The following is a 16,491-nucleotide window of genomic DNA, read 5'->3' on the forward strand; positions in this document are numbered from 1 at the left end:
TGCTGGACCACGTTTGAGGAGGAATTACTTTGGCTGAACAAGACGACGAGCAAAAGTTAACGCAAGCGGAACGCGAACGTGTGGAACAGGCAGAGGCTGACCAAGCATCAAAGGTTGCTTCTGGCGATGCCAACCAACGTGAAGCTGAAGCTGGTCAGTATAATGCTGATCAAATTCAGGTTTTGGAAGGCCTCGAAGCCGTTCGTAAACGTCCCGGAATGTACATTGGGACGACCAGTTCTCAAGGACTGCACCATCTTGTGTGGGAAATTGTCGATAACGGGATTGATGAAGCGTTAGCCGGTTTCGCTAATGAAATTAATGTGGTTGTTGAAAAGGACAATTCCATTACTGTGACGGATAACGGTCGTGGGATTCCAGTCGATATCCAAAAGAAAACGGGTAAACCAGCGCTGGAAACCGTTTATACAATTTTGCACGCCGGCGGTAAGTTTGGCGGTGGCGGTTATAAGGTTTCTGGTGGTCTGCACGGGGTTGGTGCGTCCGTTGTTAACGCCTTGTCCACTGAATTGGACGTTAAGGTTATGCGAAATGGCAAAATCTATTACATGGATTTTGATACTGGCCACGTTAAGACACCAATGAAGATCATCGGCGATTCAGAACCGCATGCTCATGGAACTATTGTCCACTTTAAGCCGGATCCGGATATTTTCCGTGAAACAACGGTTTATGACATTAAAGTCTTGACGACTCGGATTCGTGAACTGGCCTTTTTGAACAAGGGCTTACGGATTACGATTGCCGATAATCGCCCAGAAACGCCGACCAAACAAGATTTCCACTACGAAGGTGGAATTAAGGAATACGTTAAGTTCTTGGATGATGGCAAAGATGTTTTGTTCGAGGATCCTGTTTACGTTGAAGGAACTCAAAACAACATCGTGGTCGAAGTCAGCTTGCAATACACTGACGATTTCCACAGCAATTTACTAACGTTCACCAACAACATTCACACCTATGAAGGTGGGACTCATGAAACTGGGTTTAAATCAGCGCTGACACGAGTAATCAATGACTACGCGCACAAGAGTGGTCAGTTGAAGGATAACGACGATCCGTTGTCTGGGGATGATGTTCGTGAAGGTCTGACGGCCGTTGTTTCAATCAAACACCCAGATCCACAGTTTGAAGGTCAAACGAAGACTAAGTTGGGTAATTCAGATGCCCGGACCGCCACGGATCACTTGTTTAGTGACACATTCAGTCGGTTCATGATGGAAAATCCGGACACGGCTCGTAAAATCGTGGACAAGGGTATTTTGGCCTCGAAAGCGCGGGTTGCTGCCAAACGGGCACGTGAAGTTACACGGAAAAAGTCAGGTCTGGAAATTTCAAACCTACCTGGTAAGTTAGCGGATAACACCTCTAAGGATCCAGCAATTTCAGAATTATTCATCGTCGAAGGTGATTCGGCCGGTGGTTCAGCTAAGCAAGGTCGGTCACGGTTAACGCAGGCAATTCTGCCAATCCGTGGGAAGATTTTGAACGTTGAAAAGGCTAGTTTGGATCGTGTCTTAGCCAATGAAGAAATTCGGTCATTGTTTACCGCATTAGGAACTGGTTTTGGTGAAGATTTCGATATTTCAAAGGCTAATTACCATAAGTTAATCATCATGACCGATGCCGATGTCGATGGTGCCCACATTCGGACACTGTTGCTGACATTGTTCTACCGGTTTATGCGGCCAATGATCGACGCTGGTTATGTTTACATTGCGCAGCCACCGTTGTACCGAGTTGCTCAAGGTAAGATGATGCGCTATATCGACTCAGATGATGAACTAAACACGATTTTAGGTCAGTTGCCGCCGTCTCCTAAGCCAATGATCCAACGGTACAAAGGGCTTGGTGAAATGGATGCTGAACAACTTTGGGAAACAACAATGGATCCTGAAAAGCGCCGTTTATTAAGAGTTGATCCACAAGATGCCATTGAAGCAGATCAGATTTTCACCATGTTGATGGGTGATAAAGTTGAGCCACGTCGGAAGTTTATCGAGGATAACGCTAAGTTCGTTGAAAACCTCGATGCTTAATTTGTTTGTACGAATTAAAGCACTAGAGCGCCGACGTAAGAACGAAGACAAAGGAGTAGCGAAATGAGCGAAGATTTACCGAGTCGCATCACCGACGTCAATTTGTCGCAAACGATGCGGACATCATTTTTGGATTATGCGATGTCCGTTATTGTCGCCCGGGCGCTGCCAGATGTTCGTGACGGAATGAAGCCGGTTCACCGCCGGATTTTGTACGATATGCATGAACTTGGCAATACACCGGACAAACCCTACAAAAAGTCCGCCAGAATCGTTGGGGACGTTTTAGGTAAGTATCACCCACATGGTGACAGTGCCGTTTACGAATCCATGGTGCGGATGGCACAAGACTTTAGTTACCGGTATATGTTAGTTGACGGTCACGGAAACTTCGGTTCTGTCGATGGTGACGGTGCGGCTGCTATGCGTTACACGGAAGTGCGGATGAGCAAGATTGCACTGGAAATGTTACGTGACATCAATAAAAACACGATTGATTTCCAAGACAACTATGACGGTACAGAACGTGAACCAACGGTATTGCCAGCGCGGTTCCCTAACCTGTTAGTCAATGGTGCTTCAGGGATTGCCGTGGGGATGGCGACAAGTATTCCACCGCATAACTTGGCTGAAGTTATCAAGGGTATCCACATTTTGATGGACAACCCAGATGCCACAACGGCTGATCTGATGGAGGCTATTCCGGGACCAGACTTCCCAACTGGTGCGATCGTCATGGGTAAGGCCGGTATTCGGAAGGCTTACGAAACGGGTAAGGGATCCATTACCGTGCGTTCAAAAGTTGACATCGAAACGCAAAAGAACGGCAAGGAACGCATCATCGTGACCGAATTGCCATACATGGTTAACAAGGCCCGATTGATTGAGCATATCGCTGAATTAGCACGTGACAAACGCATCGAAGGTATCACGGATATCAACGATGAATCTGATCGTGAAGGTATGCGGATTGTGATTGACGCGCGTCGAGACTTTTCTGCGTCCGTTATTTTGAATAACTTGTACAAGATGACGATGTTGCAAACCTCATTCAGCTTCAACATGTTGGCTATTGAAGATGGCACGCCGAAAGTTCTTAGTCTTAAGCAAATTTTGATTGACTACTTGCGGCATCAAGAAAGTGTTATCCGTCGTCGGACCGAATTTGATTTAAAGCGTGCTCAGGCACGGGCGCACATTCTTGAAGGTTTGCGGATCGCCTTAGACCACATTGACGCCATTATTTCGATTATTCGTAATTCACAAACAGCTGATGTTGCCAAGGCCCAGTTAATGAACAACTACTCATTGTCCGATAAACAGGCGCAAGCCATTTTGGACATGCGGCTGGTTCGGTTAACTGGTTTGGAACGTGGCAAAATTGAAGATGAATACACTGGGTTGATGAAAGATATCGCTGATTACAAGGATATCTTGGCTCATGATTCACGGATCAACGAAATCATCTACCAAGAACTACTTGAAATTCAGACTAAGTTTGGTGACAAACGACGGACTGAGTTACAGGTCGGTGACATTTCGAATATTGAAGACGAAGATTTAATCGAAGAAGAAGACGTCATTGTGACGTTGACCCACAATGGTTATATCAAACGTCTACCAACAACCGAGTTCAAAGCGCAACATCGTGGTGGCCGTGGGGTTCAGGGGATGAACGTTCATGATGACGACTTCATCGAACACCTGATTTCTACGTCGACTCATGACCGGTTGATGATGTTTACCAACACTGGGAAAGTTTATGCCATGAAGGGCTACGAAATTCCTGAATACGGCCGAACAGCTAAGGGAATTCCGGTGATCAACTTACTTGGCGTGGATGCTGGTGAACGTATTCAAGCGGTGATCAACGTCAAGGGTGGTCCGGATGAGAGCAATAATTATCTGTTCTTCACAACGGTTCACGGTGTGGTTAAACGCACGGCTGTTAATGAGTTCAGTAATATTCGGAGCAATGGACTGAAGGCCATCAATTTGCACGATGGTGATGAGTTGATGAATGTTTCCATCACGGATGGTCATCAAAACATGATTATCGGAACTCACCTTGGTTATGCGGTATCATTTGCTGAAGATGCTGTTCGTGACATGGGTCGTTCTGCGGCCGGGGTTCGCGGAATTCGTTTGCGTGACGATGACTTTGTCGTTGGTGCCGACGTGTTGAAACCGGACAGTCATGTGCTTGTTATTAGCGAGAAGGGTTACGGTAAGCAAACCAAAGCCAGTGAGTACCCAATTAAGGGTCGCGGTGGTAAAGGGATTAAGACCGTTAACGTGACAGCTAAGAACGGGCCACTGACTGGATTAACAACGGTTAGCGGCACGGAAGACATCATGCTAGTAACCAATAAGGGTGTCATGATTCGTTTTAGCATCGATTCTGTTTCTGAAACAGGTCGTGCAGCGCTTGGGGTTCATTTGATTCGGATCGATGAAGATGCCTCAGTCGCAACGATGGCCAAAGTAGAACCGGAAATCGAAGACGAAGATGATTCAGCCAGTGCCACACCAACCGATGGCGATAGCACAGTGGCATCATCTTCAAGCGAGGATGTTGATTCGACGACACCAGTAGCAGGCGATGAACCAGCCGGTGACGCTGATGCACAGGTCAACGAATTGTTGAAACGTGCTGAAGCTGATCAGGATGATACATCTAATGATGCTGATGACGACAATGACTAAAAAATATAATTAGATTTAATTAAAGCATCGCGACGAGCAAAATCGACGCGGTGCTTTTTTTATGACTCAGGGCCTGTCGATTGCTTTTGCGATGCTAATCCTGGACAATAAACTCGAGTTATAAATTCTAGCTAAGGGCGTGATACTGCATGAGTGATTCAAAAAAGATTCTCGTTGTGACGACCGAACGAATCCCCGGTCAAGAGTATGAAGTTATTGGTGAAGTCTTTGGGTTAACAACGCAATCTAAAAATGTTGTGCGTAATATTGGTGCTGGTTTGAAAAACATCGTTGGTGGTGAAATTAAAGCCTATACTGAGTTGCTCAGTGAGGCACGGGATATCGCAGTGGATCGATTGAGAGAAAATGCTGCGGCGATGGGTGCTGATGCTGTAGTCATGATGCGTTATGACTCGGATTCAATTAGCCAAGACATGGAGACCGTTGCTGCGTACGGAACTGCAGTCAAATTTAAATAGTGAGCCATAATTTTAAAAAATTTCGACGACAACAAACATTTGTTGTCGTTTTGCGTATGTTATAGGTGTGTGAACGAACAACAGGCGTTGCGGATTAGAAGCTCTGTGGTAAGACAAATAACCGTTTCGTGTTTGTAATGTGGCCGCAATGTCGATCAGCTACGTCAAACGCAATAAGCTACACCTTGTTATTTAAGCTTTGCCATGCTATACTTTTAGTTCGTGAGCGTTCGCCATTCTGGTGAATGACTCCTTACTCGTTTGAAAAACAGCGGGTCAAAAGTCCATAAGGAGGTAGACAGTCAATGTTAGCAACTAAGTATGAAATTACTTATATTGTTCGCCCAGATCTTGATAGTGAAGCTAAGCAAGCCTTAGTTGAACGTTTCGACAAGATTTTGACAGACAATGGTGCACAAATTGCTGATTCAAAAGACTGGTCAACTCGTCGCTTTGCGTACGAAATTGGAGGCTTCAACGAAGGTACTTACCACGTTGTAAACCTAACCACTGACCAGGCTGAAGCTTTAAACGAATTTGATCGTTTGGCTAAAATCAGCGATGGCATCTTGCGTCACATGATCGTTAAACGTGACGACAAGTAAACAAAACAAAAATTTTAAGAGAGGAGCACTACAACTATGATTAATCGCGCAGTTCTTACCGGACGCTTAACCCGTGACCCTGAAGTTCGTTACACACAATCAGGAGCAGCTGTTGGTTCATTTACGTTGGCAGTGGACCGTCAGTTCACTAACCAACAGGGCCAACGAGAGGCTGATTTCATCAACTGTGTAATCTGGCGTAAGTCAGCGGAAAATTTCGCTAACTTCACGCATAAGGGTTCACTAGTTGGTATCGAGGGCCGGATTCAAACCCGGAACTACGAGAACCAACAGGGCCAGCGCGTTTACGTCACTGAAGTGGTCGTCGAAAACTTTGCCTTACTAGAATCCCGTTCTCAATCTGATCAACGGACTTCTGGTAACACAAACGACAACGGCGGCTACAACAATAATGCTCCTCAATCAGGAAGCGCCAATCCGTTTGGCGGCACTGGTAATAATGGCGGGAACAATGCGGGTAATGCTGCACCTTCCAGTCAAACAAGCCAGGCCCCTGCTGATCCTTTCGCTGGTAACGGTGAAAGCATTGACATCTCGGATGACGACCTTCCATTCTAGTCTCAGAAGATAGGAGGATCATATCATGGCAGATCAACGTCGTCGTGGTGGTAACCGTCGTCGCCGTAAGGTAGACTTCATCGCCGCAAACCACATCGAATACATCGATTACAAAGACACTGAATTGTTGCAACGGTTCATCTCAGAACGAGGCAAGATTTTACCTCGTCGGGTGACTGGTACGTCCGCTAAGAACCAACGTCGTTTGACGGTGGCAATCAAGCGTTCACGGATCATGGGCTTGCTTCCATTCGTAGCCGAAGACTAATCAATGTTCTAACAAACAGTCCTTATGGGGCTGTTTTTTTGTTTTCATTTTTTATGTTTGTCAAGGTGACCACGGAGTGACACACGCCGTGTATTGGTTGCGTTAGATGTGATAAACTGGTAACAGGACTTTATGGAAAGGAACGAACAACATGAGGCAATTACTTGCACGGTTTCGTTTGCCTGTATTCATGCAAAACACGCGATTGCGGTGGATTGCATTTTATGGGTTGGCGCTCGGCCTGTTAGGTGTTATTACGGCATTTATGTTGAATTGGATATTCGGGCTCATTGTGTTGATCGCAGCCGTTGTCGTGTTGATCGTCATTTTCAATACTCTGCAGGAGATCAGCATCGATACGCAAGAGTTCATCGCCGATTTATCCTATCGCATTAAACGTGGTGAACAGGAAGCACTGATTGAAATGCCAATGGGCGTGCTGATTTTCAATGATCATCAACGCGTCGCTTGGATTAATCCATATTTACAGGCCTATTTTGGCGATACAGAAGTGTTAGGGAAGAGCATTGCTAGCGTGGATCAAACGTTGGCTGATGCGATTGAAGCACACGCAAAAGATGAAACATACACTACAATTACGTGGGCTGATAAGCAATTTTACTTGCTCGTTCAACCAGAATTAAACGTTGTGTACCTGATGGATGTCAGTCATTACGCGCAGATTGAACGTGACTACCATAATGAACAACTTGTTCTTGGAATTATTTCATTGGATAACTACGATGAAGTGACTCAAAGCATGAGTGATTCAGATATTTCAACACTTCGTAATTATGTGACGAGCACACTGACAGACTGGACTAAAGATTTCAATACGTACCTGCGCCGTTTGAATTCAGATCATTATTTATTAGTTGGCCATTTGAGTGACTTGGAAAATTTGGAAGCTGATAAGTTTAAGATTCTCGACACGATTCGTGAAACCACTTCTAAACAGAACTATCCGCTCACTTTGTCTATGGGATTAGCTTATGGACAGAAAGATATCAATCGTCTGGCTAGCTTAGCTCAGAGTAATTTGGATTTAGCCCTTGGTCGTGGTGGTGACCAGGTTGTCGTTAAAGCTGAAAATGAGGAAGCTCGTTTTTACGGCGGTAAGACGAACCCAATGGAAAAACGGACGCGTGTGCGTGCCAGAATGATTTCTCAGGCATTACAGGAATTATTTAGTCAATCAGACCAGATATTTGTTGCTGGTCACCGAACGCCTGATATGGACTCATTAGGGGCATGCCTGGGGATTAGACGGATTGCACAGATGAACGGTAAGAAATGTTGGATTATTCTGGATGAGGCACAACAGTCCCATTCTGATATTCAACGTTTGCTACAGTCCATTGATAATTATTCGGAAGTAAAAGATGCGATCATCACGCCCGCAGATGCTGCTAATCGGGCCACTGATCAAAGTTTATTGATTATGGTGGATCATTCTAAACCATCTATGTCGATGGCTGAGAGCGTGTATGACAAGCTTCAGAATCGAACTGTGATTATTGATCATCATCGTCGAGGTGAAGAATTCCCCGAAAACCCAATTTTGGTTTACATTGAACCTTATGCAAGTTCAACTTGTGAGTTGATTACAGAGATGTTAGAGTATCAACCACAGGAAGCAAATGCAATGAACAAAATTGAAGCGACAGCAATGCTATCCGGGATTGAAATTGATACTAAAAATTTCACGAATCATACCGGTACGCGAACGTTCGACGCAGCCAGCTATTTGCGATCAGCTGGTGCCGATGCAGAACTGATTGTTCAATTTAATAAGGAAAATCCAGACAGTTACATGCAACGTAATCACCTCATTAGCCGAGTTGAACTGATTAATGAGAGCGCGGCATTGATTGCTGGAGAGGACGGCACCACATATGATTCAGTAACGGCGGCCCAAGCTGCTGATTCGTTGCTAAATATGGCAGGCGTCGAAGCCTCGTTTGTTATCACTAAACGTGCTGACAACCGGGTTGGTATTTCTGCTCGTTCTACTGGTGAGGTTAACGTGCAGGTCATTATGGAACAAATGGGCGGTGGCGGTCATTTACAAAACGCAGCCACACAGATTGAAAATCAAAGTGTTACCGAAGTTCGTCAAGAATTATTGAACATTCTCAATAATCAGGCGGCAGAAGCGACACAGGATGCAAAGGAGTAACAACGATGAAAGTTATTTTTACGGAGGATGTTCGTGGCCGTGGCAAGCGCGGTGAAGTCAAAGAAGTACCAGATGGGTTTGCTCAAAACTTTTTGATTAAGACAGGTAAGGCAAAAGCGGCAACCGCAACTGCCATGAGCCAACTTAAAGGCCAGCAACGTGCTGAAGCTCGCGAAGAAGCAGCCGAATTAGCAACGGCTCAGGAATTGAAACAGAAATTAGAGGCTGATGAAACAGTTGTTGAAATTAAGGCCAAAGCTGGTTCAGATAGTCGTCTATTTGGTTCAATTCCCTCAAAACAGATTGCTCAGGCATTAAATCAACAATTCAATATTAAGTTAGATAAGCACAAGATCGAATTGCCGGATCCAATTCGTGTGCTCGGTTATACGAATGTGCCAGTTAAACTACACAGCCAAGTGACTGCGAAGATTCGTGTGCACGTGGTTGAACAATAGTTATTAAGGTATTTTGACCGCACTATTTCCCGGGAAATGGTGCGTTTTGTTATTTTGGTTCAGAATCAAGTGGAGATAGCATGGATAATGTAGATTTGCGGGAACAAACCCCGCCACAAAACATTGAAGCAGAGCAGGCCGTTTTGGGGGCCATTTTCTTAAGTAATGACGCCATGCCTGAAGCGATGGAATATCTCCAAGCTGAGGACTTTTACCGTCGAGCACATCAGATTATTTTTCAAACGATGATTGATTTGAACAATAACGGCAGTGTTGTTGATGCTGTGACAGTTAACGATGCCCTTACTGCTAACGCACAAATTGATGACGTTGGTGGTGTGACTTACATTGCTGAGCTGGCGCAGGCAGTGCCAACTGCAGCGAACGTCGTTTACTATGCCAAGATTGTTCAAGAAAAGGCTTTGCTACGTCGTTTGATAAAGACAGCGACAGACATCGTTACCCGTTCGTATAATGAAGAGGATGATGTTTCGACACTGCTTGAGAATGCCGAGACAGAAATCATGAAGGTGGCCGACGATCGCAATAGTGGTGGTTTTAAACCGATTGCGGACGTGTTAAATCAGGCCATGAATACCGTTAACGAGTTGTCGAAGAATGGCGACGAAATTACCGGTTTAGCTACCGGCTTTCATGAACTGGACAAGATGACGACTGGATTCCATGACGACGAATTGATTATCCTTGCTGCTCGTCCTGGTGTTGGTAAAACAGCGTTTGTTCTGAATATCGCCGAAAACGTGGCGACAAAGACGAATAAAACGGTAGCTTTGTTTAGTCTTGAAATGGGAGCTGAATCGTTAGTCAACCGGATGCTTTGTGCTGAGGGTAGTATCGATGCAAACCATTTGAGAACAGGACAGCTGACTGATGAAGAATGGCAGAACCTCGTTGTTGCCATGGGCGCACTATCTAAGACCAGTGTTTACATTGATGACACACCTGGTAACCGGATGGCTGAAATTAGTGCAAAGTGTCGTCGTTTGGCCAAAGAACATGACCTAGGGATTGTTATTGTCGATTACCTTCAGTTGATCGAAGGTGGGAACAAAGAAAACCGACAGCAAGAAGTTTCTGATATTTCCCGTCAGTTAAAGAAATTGGCTAAGGAATTACGTGTACCAGTTATTGCTTTGTCACAACTATCTCGTGGTTTGGAACAACGACAGGATAAACGACCAGTGTTATCTGATATTCGTGAATCTGGTTCAATCGAACAAGATGCCGATATTGTTGCCTTCTTGTACCGTGATGACTACTATGAACGTGACAACGATGATGAGGATAATGACAATGATCCGCGTGATGATGAGGATCAAAACGTTGGGGAAGTTGAAGTCATTATTGAAAAGAACCGTTCTGGTGCCCGGGGAACTGTCAAATTGCTATTTGTTAAGTCGTATAACAAGTTCTCAAACATTGCGTATAACGCGCAAAACTAAAGTGACAACCAATAAAACGGGCGTGCATCGATATGATGTGCACCCGTTTATCATTACTAATCAATCATTATTTCCGGGGAAATAAATTGGAGGGAAGACCGATGCAACAACAAGTTACTGGGAAAGAAATTAAGCTGCCATGGTTATTAGTTGCCGGGCTGCTCAACAATATGGGACAAAGTTTTATTTGGCCATTAACAACCATCTATATTCATGATGCACTTCATGAATCATTAACGGTCGTTGGACTTGTATTGTTGTTTAACTCAACTGCAAATATCATTGGTGCTTATTTAGGTGGCTGGCTGTTTGATCGTGTTGATGCTTATAAGCTGACGTTGATTGCGACAGTTTATGAGTTTATTGCCACGGCCTTCTTGATTTTTTGGCATGGGTGGCCGGCCTTTCCAATAGGTCTTGTATTTATGGGCTTTGGTAGTGGACTTTTGATCACGCTGATTAATTCTTTAGGAACGACCATTAAAAGTCGTGACGGTCGATATGTGTTCAACATGATCTACTTTATGCAAAACCTTGGGGTTGTCTTTGGAACCATGATGGTTGGTTTTGTTTATGAACACGGCGTTCAGTATCTATTCATTATCACAGCCGCAATGTATGTGGCCTACTTCTTCATCGCGATGACGCAATTTAATGTAGATAGTGTACGGGCCCATGCAGCCCATGCCAAGCAGACTAAGAGCAAAATCAAGTTGCCTAAGCCTAATTTGATTATCATCTGGACGTTCTTCGCTACACTGATTGTTATTTGGATCATGTATGAACAATGGACATCAAACATGGCAGTTTACATGACCGATCAAGGGATTCCACTGACAAAATATAGTTTGTTATGGACGATCAATGCCGGACTTATTCTTGTCTTTCAAATGGGTGTCAATTTTCTTGGTGACCGTATTCGCAATCCGTACTATCAAATCATCCCGGGAATTGCCGCAGTAGCAATATCATTTGTTATTTTGCTCTTTGTTAAACAGTACATCGGGTTTGTCCTTGCCATTGCTGTATTAACGCTGGGCGAAGCGACGGCCTTTCCAGCGATCCCGGCGATTGTCAATCAGTTGACGCCATTAGACGTGAAGGGAAAATATCAAGGTGCTGTTAATGCTTCCGCTGCTGCTGGACGCGCGATTGGTCCACTTCTAGGTGGTGTCCTGATTGATGCGACCTCATACAAATTTTTGTTTGGTTTTGCGGCGGTTGCCATTGCGTTAACATGGATCATGGTGATTGTCATTCGCCGATTGATGTATCATAAAACGACACAGTATTAATGTGTTCGCGTAAAAAATAAATACTAATAAGATCGGCAGCAACTCTGATTAGGGTCGCTGCCGATTTTGTTTATAGTGTTATTTTCAGAATTGTCAGTGAATTTGAGGTCAGAACCACGTACAATAAATATAATTATGATTATATTCGAGGAGATTGTGTAGTTGCGACGACAAGAAAAAATTTCACTGACGATTTTAACCTTTGGCGCTTTTTGGAGCTTACTATGCTCCACACTGATGAACATTGCATTACCAATTTTAATGCGGACGTTTCACGTTACAGCCGAACAAGTCCAATGGGTTAGCAATGGTTATATGCTAATTAATGCACTGATGATTCCAGTTAGTGCCTATTTAATTAAACGGTTTTCATTTAGACGGCTATTTCTTGGTTTTGCCAGTGTTTTTTTGGTGGGGACGATTCTGGGCTCGATGGCACCATCTTTTTGGCTGGTCGTGTTTGCACGCATGATTCAGGCCGTTGGAGCAGGTGTCATGGTGCCGCTGGTAAATGTCATGGCGATCCGTTATGCGCCCAAAGGTAAGCAGGGGTCAGTGATGGGCTTTATCGGATTGGCATTCAATTTTTCGCCCATTATTGGTCCGACACTGTCAGGCGTCATTTTGACCTACTTCTCTTGGCGGTATTTATTTATCTTACTAATTCCATTTTTGGCAGGCGTGTTGGTTGTGGCTTTTAAGGTGTTACCAGCAGAGTCGCACAGCTTGGCGTTGTCCTTTGACTACCAAGGGTTAGTGCTGATTAGTTTAGGTCTGTGGTTTTTATTGTGGGCATTATCAAACGTCAGCCAGTTGCTGTCGGGAGAAGGGTTACTGATTAGCTTATCCTTAGTAGCAGCGATAGTTTTCTGGCTATTATTCGTTTGGCTACAATTGCGAACAAGACAACCTTTGGTGAACCTCAATGTTTTTAAAACGCGCCAATTTACGTTTGCACTGGTGATTAATTCGCTGACAATCGCAACAATGTATGGCAATACGATCTTATTACCGCTGCTTGTTCAAAATAGCATGCATAAGAGCCCACTTGTGTCCGGACTGGTTATTTTACCTGGGGCACTAATTACTGGCTTTATGTCGTCTACCAGTGGCAAATTTTATGATCGTTTCAAAATCAAACATTTAGTGCTCATCGGACTTACAATTGACCTTTGTGGAACGCTGTTACAAATGTTGATTGGTGCACGGTCATCGATTTGGATGGTGACGTTAGGCCAGGCGGTTCGTCAATCAGGTTTGGTACTGATGCTGATTCCGTTACAAACGCATTCGTTAGTTTATCTTAAACGGGCGCAACTTCCCGATGGTGTCGCAATTTTTAATACATTACGTCAGGTAGCCGCAACGATGGGGACGGCATTAATTGTGGCTGCTATTACGATTACTGATGCCCATTTACATGTGCCAAACTCGCGAGTCGGGATTCAAGTTGGTTTCGGCATTTGTTTGTGTCTATTACTGGTTGCAGTGACGCAGGCCTTTCGTTTACAAAATGCGAAGGGAATTCCAGACAATGGCTAGGCAGAAACAATTTTAGTTTCACGTGTAACAATATGGTTTTCCATTTCTTCTAATCAAGGGGTTGATTCATGAACACTTAATAGTACGCGACCGCGTGATGGCGACTGTAATAGTCGTTGTTGCGCGATTTTAACATCTTGCATTGGAAAAATGCGGTCGATGTGTGCGACGAGCTGACCAGTAGCGAGCATATGAATGATTGTTTGATATTGTTTTGGTGGAATCGGGTTGTTGTTGAAGTGACTACGGATATCTTGTCTATGCGGCTGATAATTTGGCAATGCTGAGGTAAATAGAACACCATTCGTTTTTAACGTGCGCTCAATCTTGCCTAGTGTTGTGACATCACCGGCTGTGTCGAGGACATAATCGAATGTTTCATTAGCGAGTTCTTCAATTGTTGAGCGACTGTCGGCATCTACAAAAGTTTGCCGTGTGTACGCTAAGCTTCTTTGAGAAGAAAGGATTGTGAAGGCTATTCCACGCGAAGTTAAAAGCTGGGCGAGATAATCGCCAACGCCACCAGAGGCCCCAATGAGTAAAACGTGGTCTGCTGCTTTCAAACGGACACTGTTTAAAATCATCATTGCGGTATCAGCGCCGCCAAAAATGGTTGCGGCATCAGCGAGAGAAACCTCGTCTGGTAGGGTGAATAAATAAATTGGAATTGGTGCGTTGATGATTTCTGCGTAACTACCCGTTGGTGTTGCCCCAACGACACGTGTTCCGACAGCCGGTCCAAGTAGATGACTCGCGTTAACAATTCCTGAAAAGCCATAGCCCGGTATTTTGGGCAAATGGTCTGCGTGAACATCAGGTAGTAACCCCATTTCACTTTTTACATCCCAGGGTAATACTGGGACAAAATGGACATTTACCAGTGTGCCCATTAATTGACCATGCAGGGATGGTGTCTCAATAATCCGTAATGCATCAATGCCGTCGTAACTGGTTTGCATGACTGCTTTCATGATATGGACCTCCATTTGTTTTGATGCACGCAGTATAAAACGCATTTCGTTTTGATAAAAATCAGTATTCTGATTTTGTTGATTTCTCACTTGCGAGCATCCTTTTCTCATGGAGGTGGTTACATGCCAGTCGTTTTATGGTTATTAGTTTTGCTAGGTTTGGCGAAAATTTTCTCGGTTAGTTTTGTGTTTGTTTTAGGCTGGGCTAGCGTTGCCTTGGCAATCTTCTTGGCGGTGAGAATTTGTGCGGTTTTATTCTTTAAGCGAAGGTTGTATTAGAAAAAGGGTGATGACCGACCGCACTTAGCTTGAGTAAGGCAAGCTCAATGTTTAAAAAAAGCAGAAATATTCGCTTGAACGCAGAATGCCCCGCTCCAAATGATAGGAACGGGGCATTCTGCGTTATTTTGGTAAAAAAGTTTCGTCACCAAACTCTTAACTGCTTTTAGTCGATTGTTTGATTGATTGGCTGATGAAATAACGATTCAAGAACTTGATACTTTTGCGTTGCTGTTTGTGCGTTGTCATCGTCTTTGATTGTGATATATTCTTTCGATAACAGAAAGAAGAAGTCGGCTAACATAAACGTTACGTTATGGTCGGTAGCCCATTTGATCCCGGTCTGTAGAATAGCGATGGATTCTGGTTTTTTGCCGTGGTGAAACAGAGTTAGCGCGTATTGATAGAATATTAAACTAAAGTTTGGATCAATAGTTAGATTATCATCGTTCAAGATAATGTTTTCGAGCCGTTTGAATCGATTAAATTCGTGATTGATATTGGATTCACTTTCGACAAAATCAATGCAGGAAATGATGATCATTTCTAAGCTGGTGAGGTGTGTCTGATGTGGAGAGTAGGTGAAGGATAAGGCTAGGTTCAATTCTCTCAGTGCTACTTGCGCATCTTTTGTTAATTGGTAAACGCTGCAGGCATGGTAGTAATAATAAATCTGCAAATCGTCATCTCGTCGCAAGTGATCCGCAAGTTCGGATTTTTCTAAATAGTCCCGCATTTGTTGATATAAATGCTGATTACATAGTTGTTCAACAGTTTCGTTAAAGTTCTCGTGGTGACCAATTTTGTAGTAATGGTTCAATAAAGCGTGGTCGATGGACATGTTTAATCGGTTACAAATTTGACCAAGCAGAATCGCATTGGGTACGTAATTACCACGTTCAATGTTGCTGATGAGCCCCTGCGAACAAATATCACGCGCTAATTGTTTTTGCGTTAAGCCTAAACGACGGCGTTGCATGGCTAAATTTTTGCCCAATGTTTGTGCCATGGCAGCAAACGATGTTTCATATTCAGACATGATATTTTCCTCTTAAAACGTATCTGTCTCAGCAATACAAATAATTAATGAGTGCAGTTTAACATCCTTTTCATAAAAATGGGCGGGAAAAGTGTTGATAAAGTTGGTCTACCAACGTTGCCAAAAAATGTGTGTTTTAAATAGTGTTCAATATGGTTTAAATTCAAAAGCCCGATTTCTCAGCAATACAGCGAGAAATCAGGCTTTTTTAGACTATTTAAAATTTGGTACACCAAAACGGAGGTAAAGCGCGATGGTTACCACAACGTAGGCTGTTCGACCAATCAATGGCCACCAACGAATGAGACCCTTGGACCGGTCCGTTTGATAAGCCAATTCAAGTGAGGCGAGACTGCCGACGACAAGAAAGACCCAACTGGCAAGTGTGAGTGCCATTACGATAGTTACGGCGGACCACCACATCGCAATGTGAGTAGACACCTTGGGGTCAGAATATGATTTGACAGTGGTTACCAGACAAGCTGCGACATAGCCAACGGCCAGTAACTGGGCAAGAAAATAATACACGAGCAGCACTCACTTTCTTCACGGTTTCATTAAAACGTTC

14 protein-coding genes are annotated in these 16,491 nt (G+C 44.1%); 11 read left to right on the forward strand and 3 right to left on the reverse strand.

The genetic code is table 11. The features are described 5' to 3' along the window. The first annotated feature begins 29 nt into the window (after window positions 1-29). From gyrB to LDK34_RS00815, 11 genes are all read left to right on the forward strand, one after another. Window positions 30-2,060, forward strand: a complete 2,031-nt coding sequence (gene gyrB, locus LDK34_RS00765; RefSeq protein ID WP_017262425.1) for a DNA topoisomerase (ATP-hydrolyzing) subunit B — start codon at window positions 30-32, stop codon at window positions 2,058-2,060. 63 nt (window positions 2,061-2,123) lie between these two features. Then, window positions 2,124-4,766, forward strand: a complete 2,643-nt coding sequence (gene gyrA / locus LDK34_RS00770; protein ID WP_236941167.1) for a DNA gyrase subunit A — start codon at window positions 2,124-2,126, stop codon at window positions 4,764-4,766. 149 nt (window positions 4,767-4,915) lie between these two features. Then, window positions 4,916-5,245 (forward strand): heavy metal-binding domain-containing protein, encoded by a 330-nt coding sequence (locus LDK34_RS00775; protein ID WP_161002627.1) that lies wholly within the window; start codon window positions 4,916-4,918, stop codon window positions 5,243-5,245. Window positions 5,246-5,550: 305 nt separating this feature from the next. Then, entirely contained in the window at window positions 5,551-5,850 is a 300-nt protein-coding gene (gene rpsF / locus LDK34_RS00780) for a 30S ribosomal protein S6 (protein ID WP_017262422.1), read from the forward strand. A gap of 36 nt (window positions 5,851-5,886) precedes the next feature. Next, window positions 5,887-6,429 (forward strand): single-stranded DNA-binding protein, encoded by a 543-nt coding sequence (ssb, locus tag LDK34_RS00785; protein ID WP_161002010.1) that lies wholly within the window; start codon window positions 5,887-5,889, stop codon window positions 6,427-6,429. A 25-nt stretch (window positions 6,430-6,454) separates the two neighbouring features. Beyond that, window positions 6,455-6,697, forward strand: a complete 243-nt coding sequence (gene rpsR / locus LDK34_RS00790; protein WP_017262420.1) for a 30S ribosomal protein S18 — start codon at window positions 6,455-6,457, stop codon at window positions 6,695-6,697. A 151-nt stretch (window positions 6,698-6,848) separates the two neighbouring features. Continuing rightward, window positions 6,849-8,876 carry a DHH family phosphoesterase gene (locus LDK34_RS00795; protein WP_236941168.1) on the forward strand — a complete coding sequence of 676 codons (2,028 nt, stop codon included), beginning with the start codon at window positions 6,849-6,851 and terminating at the stop codon, window positions 8,874-8,876. Window positions 8,877-8,881: 5 nt separating this feature from the next. Continuing rightward, window positions 8,882-9,334: a 50S ribosomal protein L9 gene (gene rplI / locus LDK34_RS00800; RefSeq protein ID WP_236941169.1), complete on the forward strand. Its 453-nt coding sequence runs from the start codon at window positions 8,882-8,884 to the stop codon at window positions 9,332-9,334. Window positions 9,335-9,414: 80 nt separating this feature from the next. Then, window positions 9,415-10,797, forward strand: a complete 1,383-nt coding sequence (dnaB, locus tag LDK34_RS00805) for a replicative DNA helicase (RefSeq protein ID WP_017262417.1) — start codon at window positions 9,415-9,417, stop codon at window positions 10,795-10,797. Between the two features lie 101 nt (window positions 10,798-10,898). Continuing rightward, on the forward strand, window positions 10,899-12,092 hold the full coding sequence (locus LDK34_RS00810; RefSeq protein WP_161002625.1) for an MDR family MFS transporter: 1,194 nt from the start codon (window positions 10,899-10,901) through the stop codon (window positions 12,090-12,092). Between the two features lie 162 nt (window positions 12,093-12,254). Beyond that, complete coding sequence (locus LDK34_RS00815; RefSeq protein WP_236941170.1) at window positions 12,255-13,634, forward strand: DHA2 family efflux MFS transporter permease subunit; 1,380 nt, start codon at window positions 12,255-12,257, stop codon at window positions 13,632-13,634. Window positions 13,635-13,687: 53 nt separating this feature from the next. On the opposite strand, the gene LDK34_RS00820 is transcribed toward LDK34_RS00815, so the two are convergent. The 3 genes from LDK34_RS00820 to LDK34_RS00830 form a co-directional block, all read right to left on the reverse strand. Further along, the gene (locus LDK34_RS00820; protein WP_236941171.1) at window positions 13,688-14,605 is read right to left on the reverse strand and encodes a quinone oxidoreductase family protein; all 918 of its coding nucleotides are present in this window, start codon (window positions 14,603-14,605) and stop codon (window positions 13,688-13,690) included. A gap of 445 nt (window positions 14,606-15,050) precedes the next feature. Beyond that, window positions 15,051-15,923 carry a helix-turn-helix transcriptional regulator gene (locus LDK34_RS00825; RefSeq protein WP_236941172.1) on the reverse strand — a complete coding sequence of 291 codons (873 nt, stop codon included), beginning with the start codon at window positions 15,921-15,923 and terminating at the stop codon, window positions 15,051-15,053. A 213-nt stretch (window positions 15,924-16,136) separates the two neighbouring features. Beyond that, a complete protein-coding gene (locus LDK34_RS00830; RefSeq protein ID WP_236941173.1) occupies window positions 16,137-16,451 on the reverse strand; it encodes a hypothetical protein in 315 nt (104 codons plus the stop codon). Window positions 16,452-16,491: the final 40 nt, after the last annotated feature.

Source organism: Furfurilactobacillus milii (assembly GCF_021654115.1).
Lineage (GTDB): Bacteria > Bacillota > Bacilli > Lactobacillales > Lactobacillaceae > Furfurilactobacillus > Furfurilactobacillus milii.

What these genes read in the sequence shown, in the direction of transcription:
- LDK34_RS00810 (WP_161002625.1), top strand. Translation starts at nt 10,899, where the DNA reads ATGCAACAACAAGTTACTGGGAAAGAAATTAAGCTGCCATGGTTATTA.
- LDK34_RS00825 (WP_236941172.1), bottom strand. Translation starts at nt 15,923, where the DNA reads ATGTCTGAATATGAAACATCGTTTGCTGCCATGGCACAAACATTGGGC.
- rpsF (WP_017262422.1), top strand. Translation starts at nt 5,551, where the DNA reads ATGTTAGCAACTAAGTATGAAATTACTTATATTGTTCGCCCAGATCTT.
- rplI (WP_236941169.1), top strand. Translation starts at nt 8,882, where the DNA reads ATGAAAGTTATTTTTACGGAGGATGTTCGTGGCCGTGGCAAGCGCGGT.
- rpsR (WP_017262420.1), top strand. Translation starts at nt 6,455, where the DNA reads ATGGCAGATCAACGTCGTCGTGGTGGTAACCGTCGTCGCCGTAAGGTA.
- gyrA (WP_236941167.1), top strand. Translation starts at nt 2,124, where the DNA reads ATGAGCGAAGATTTACCGAGTCGCATCACCGACGTCAATTTGTCGCAA.
- dnaB (WP_017262417.1), top strand. Translation starts at nt 9,415, where the DNA reads ATGGATAATGTAGATTTGCGGGAACAAACCCCGCCACAAAACATTGAA.
- LDK34_RS00820 (WP_236941171.1), bottom strand. Translation starts at nt 14,605, where the DNA reads ATGAAAGCAGTCATGCAAACCAGTTACGACGGCATTGATGCATTACGG.
- ssb (WP_161002010.1), top strand. Translation starts at nt 5,887, where the DNA reads ATGATTAATCGCGCAGTTCTTACCGGACGCTTAACCCGTGACCCTGAA.
- LDK34_RS00775 (WP_161002627.1), top strand. Translation starts at nt 4,916, where the DNA reads ATGAGTGATTCAAAAAAGATTCTCGTTGTGACGACCGAACGAATCCCC.
- LDK34_RS00795 (WP_236941168.1), top strand. Translation starts at nt 6,849, where the DNA reads ATGAGGCAATTACTTGCACGGTTTCGTTTGCCTGTATTCATGCAAAAC.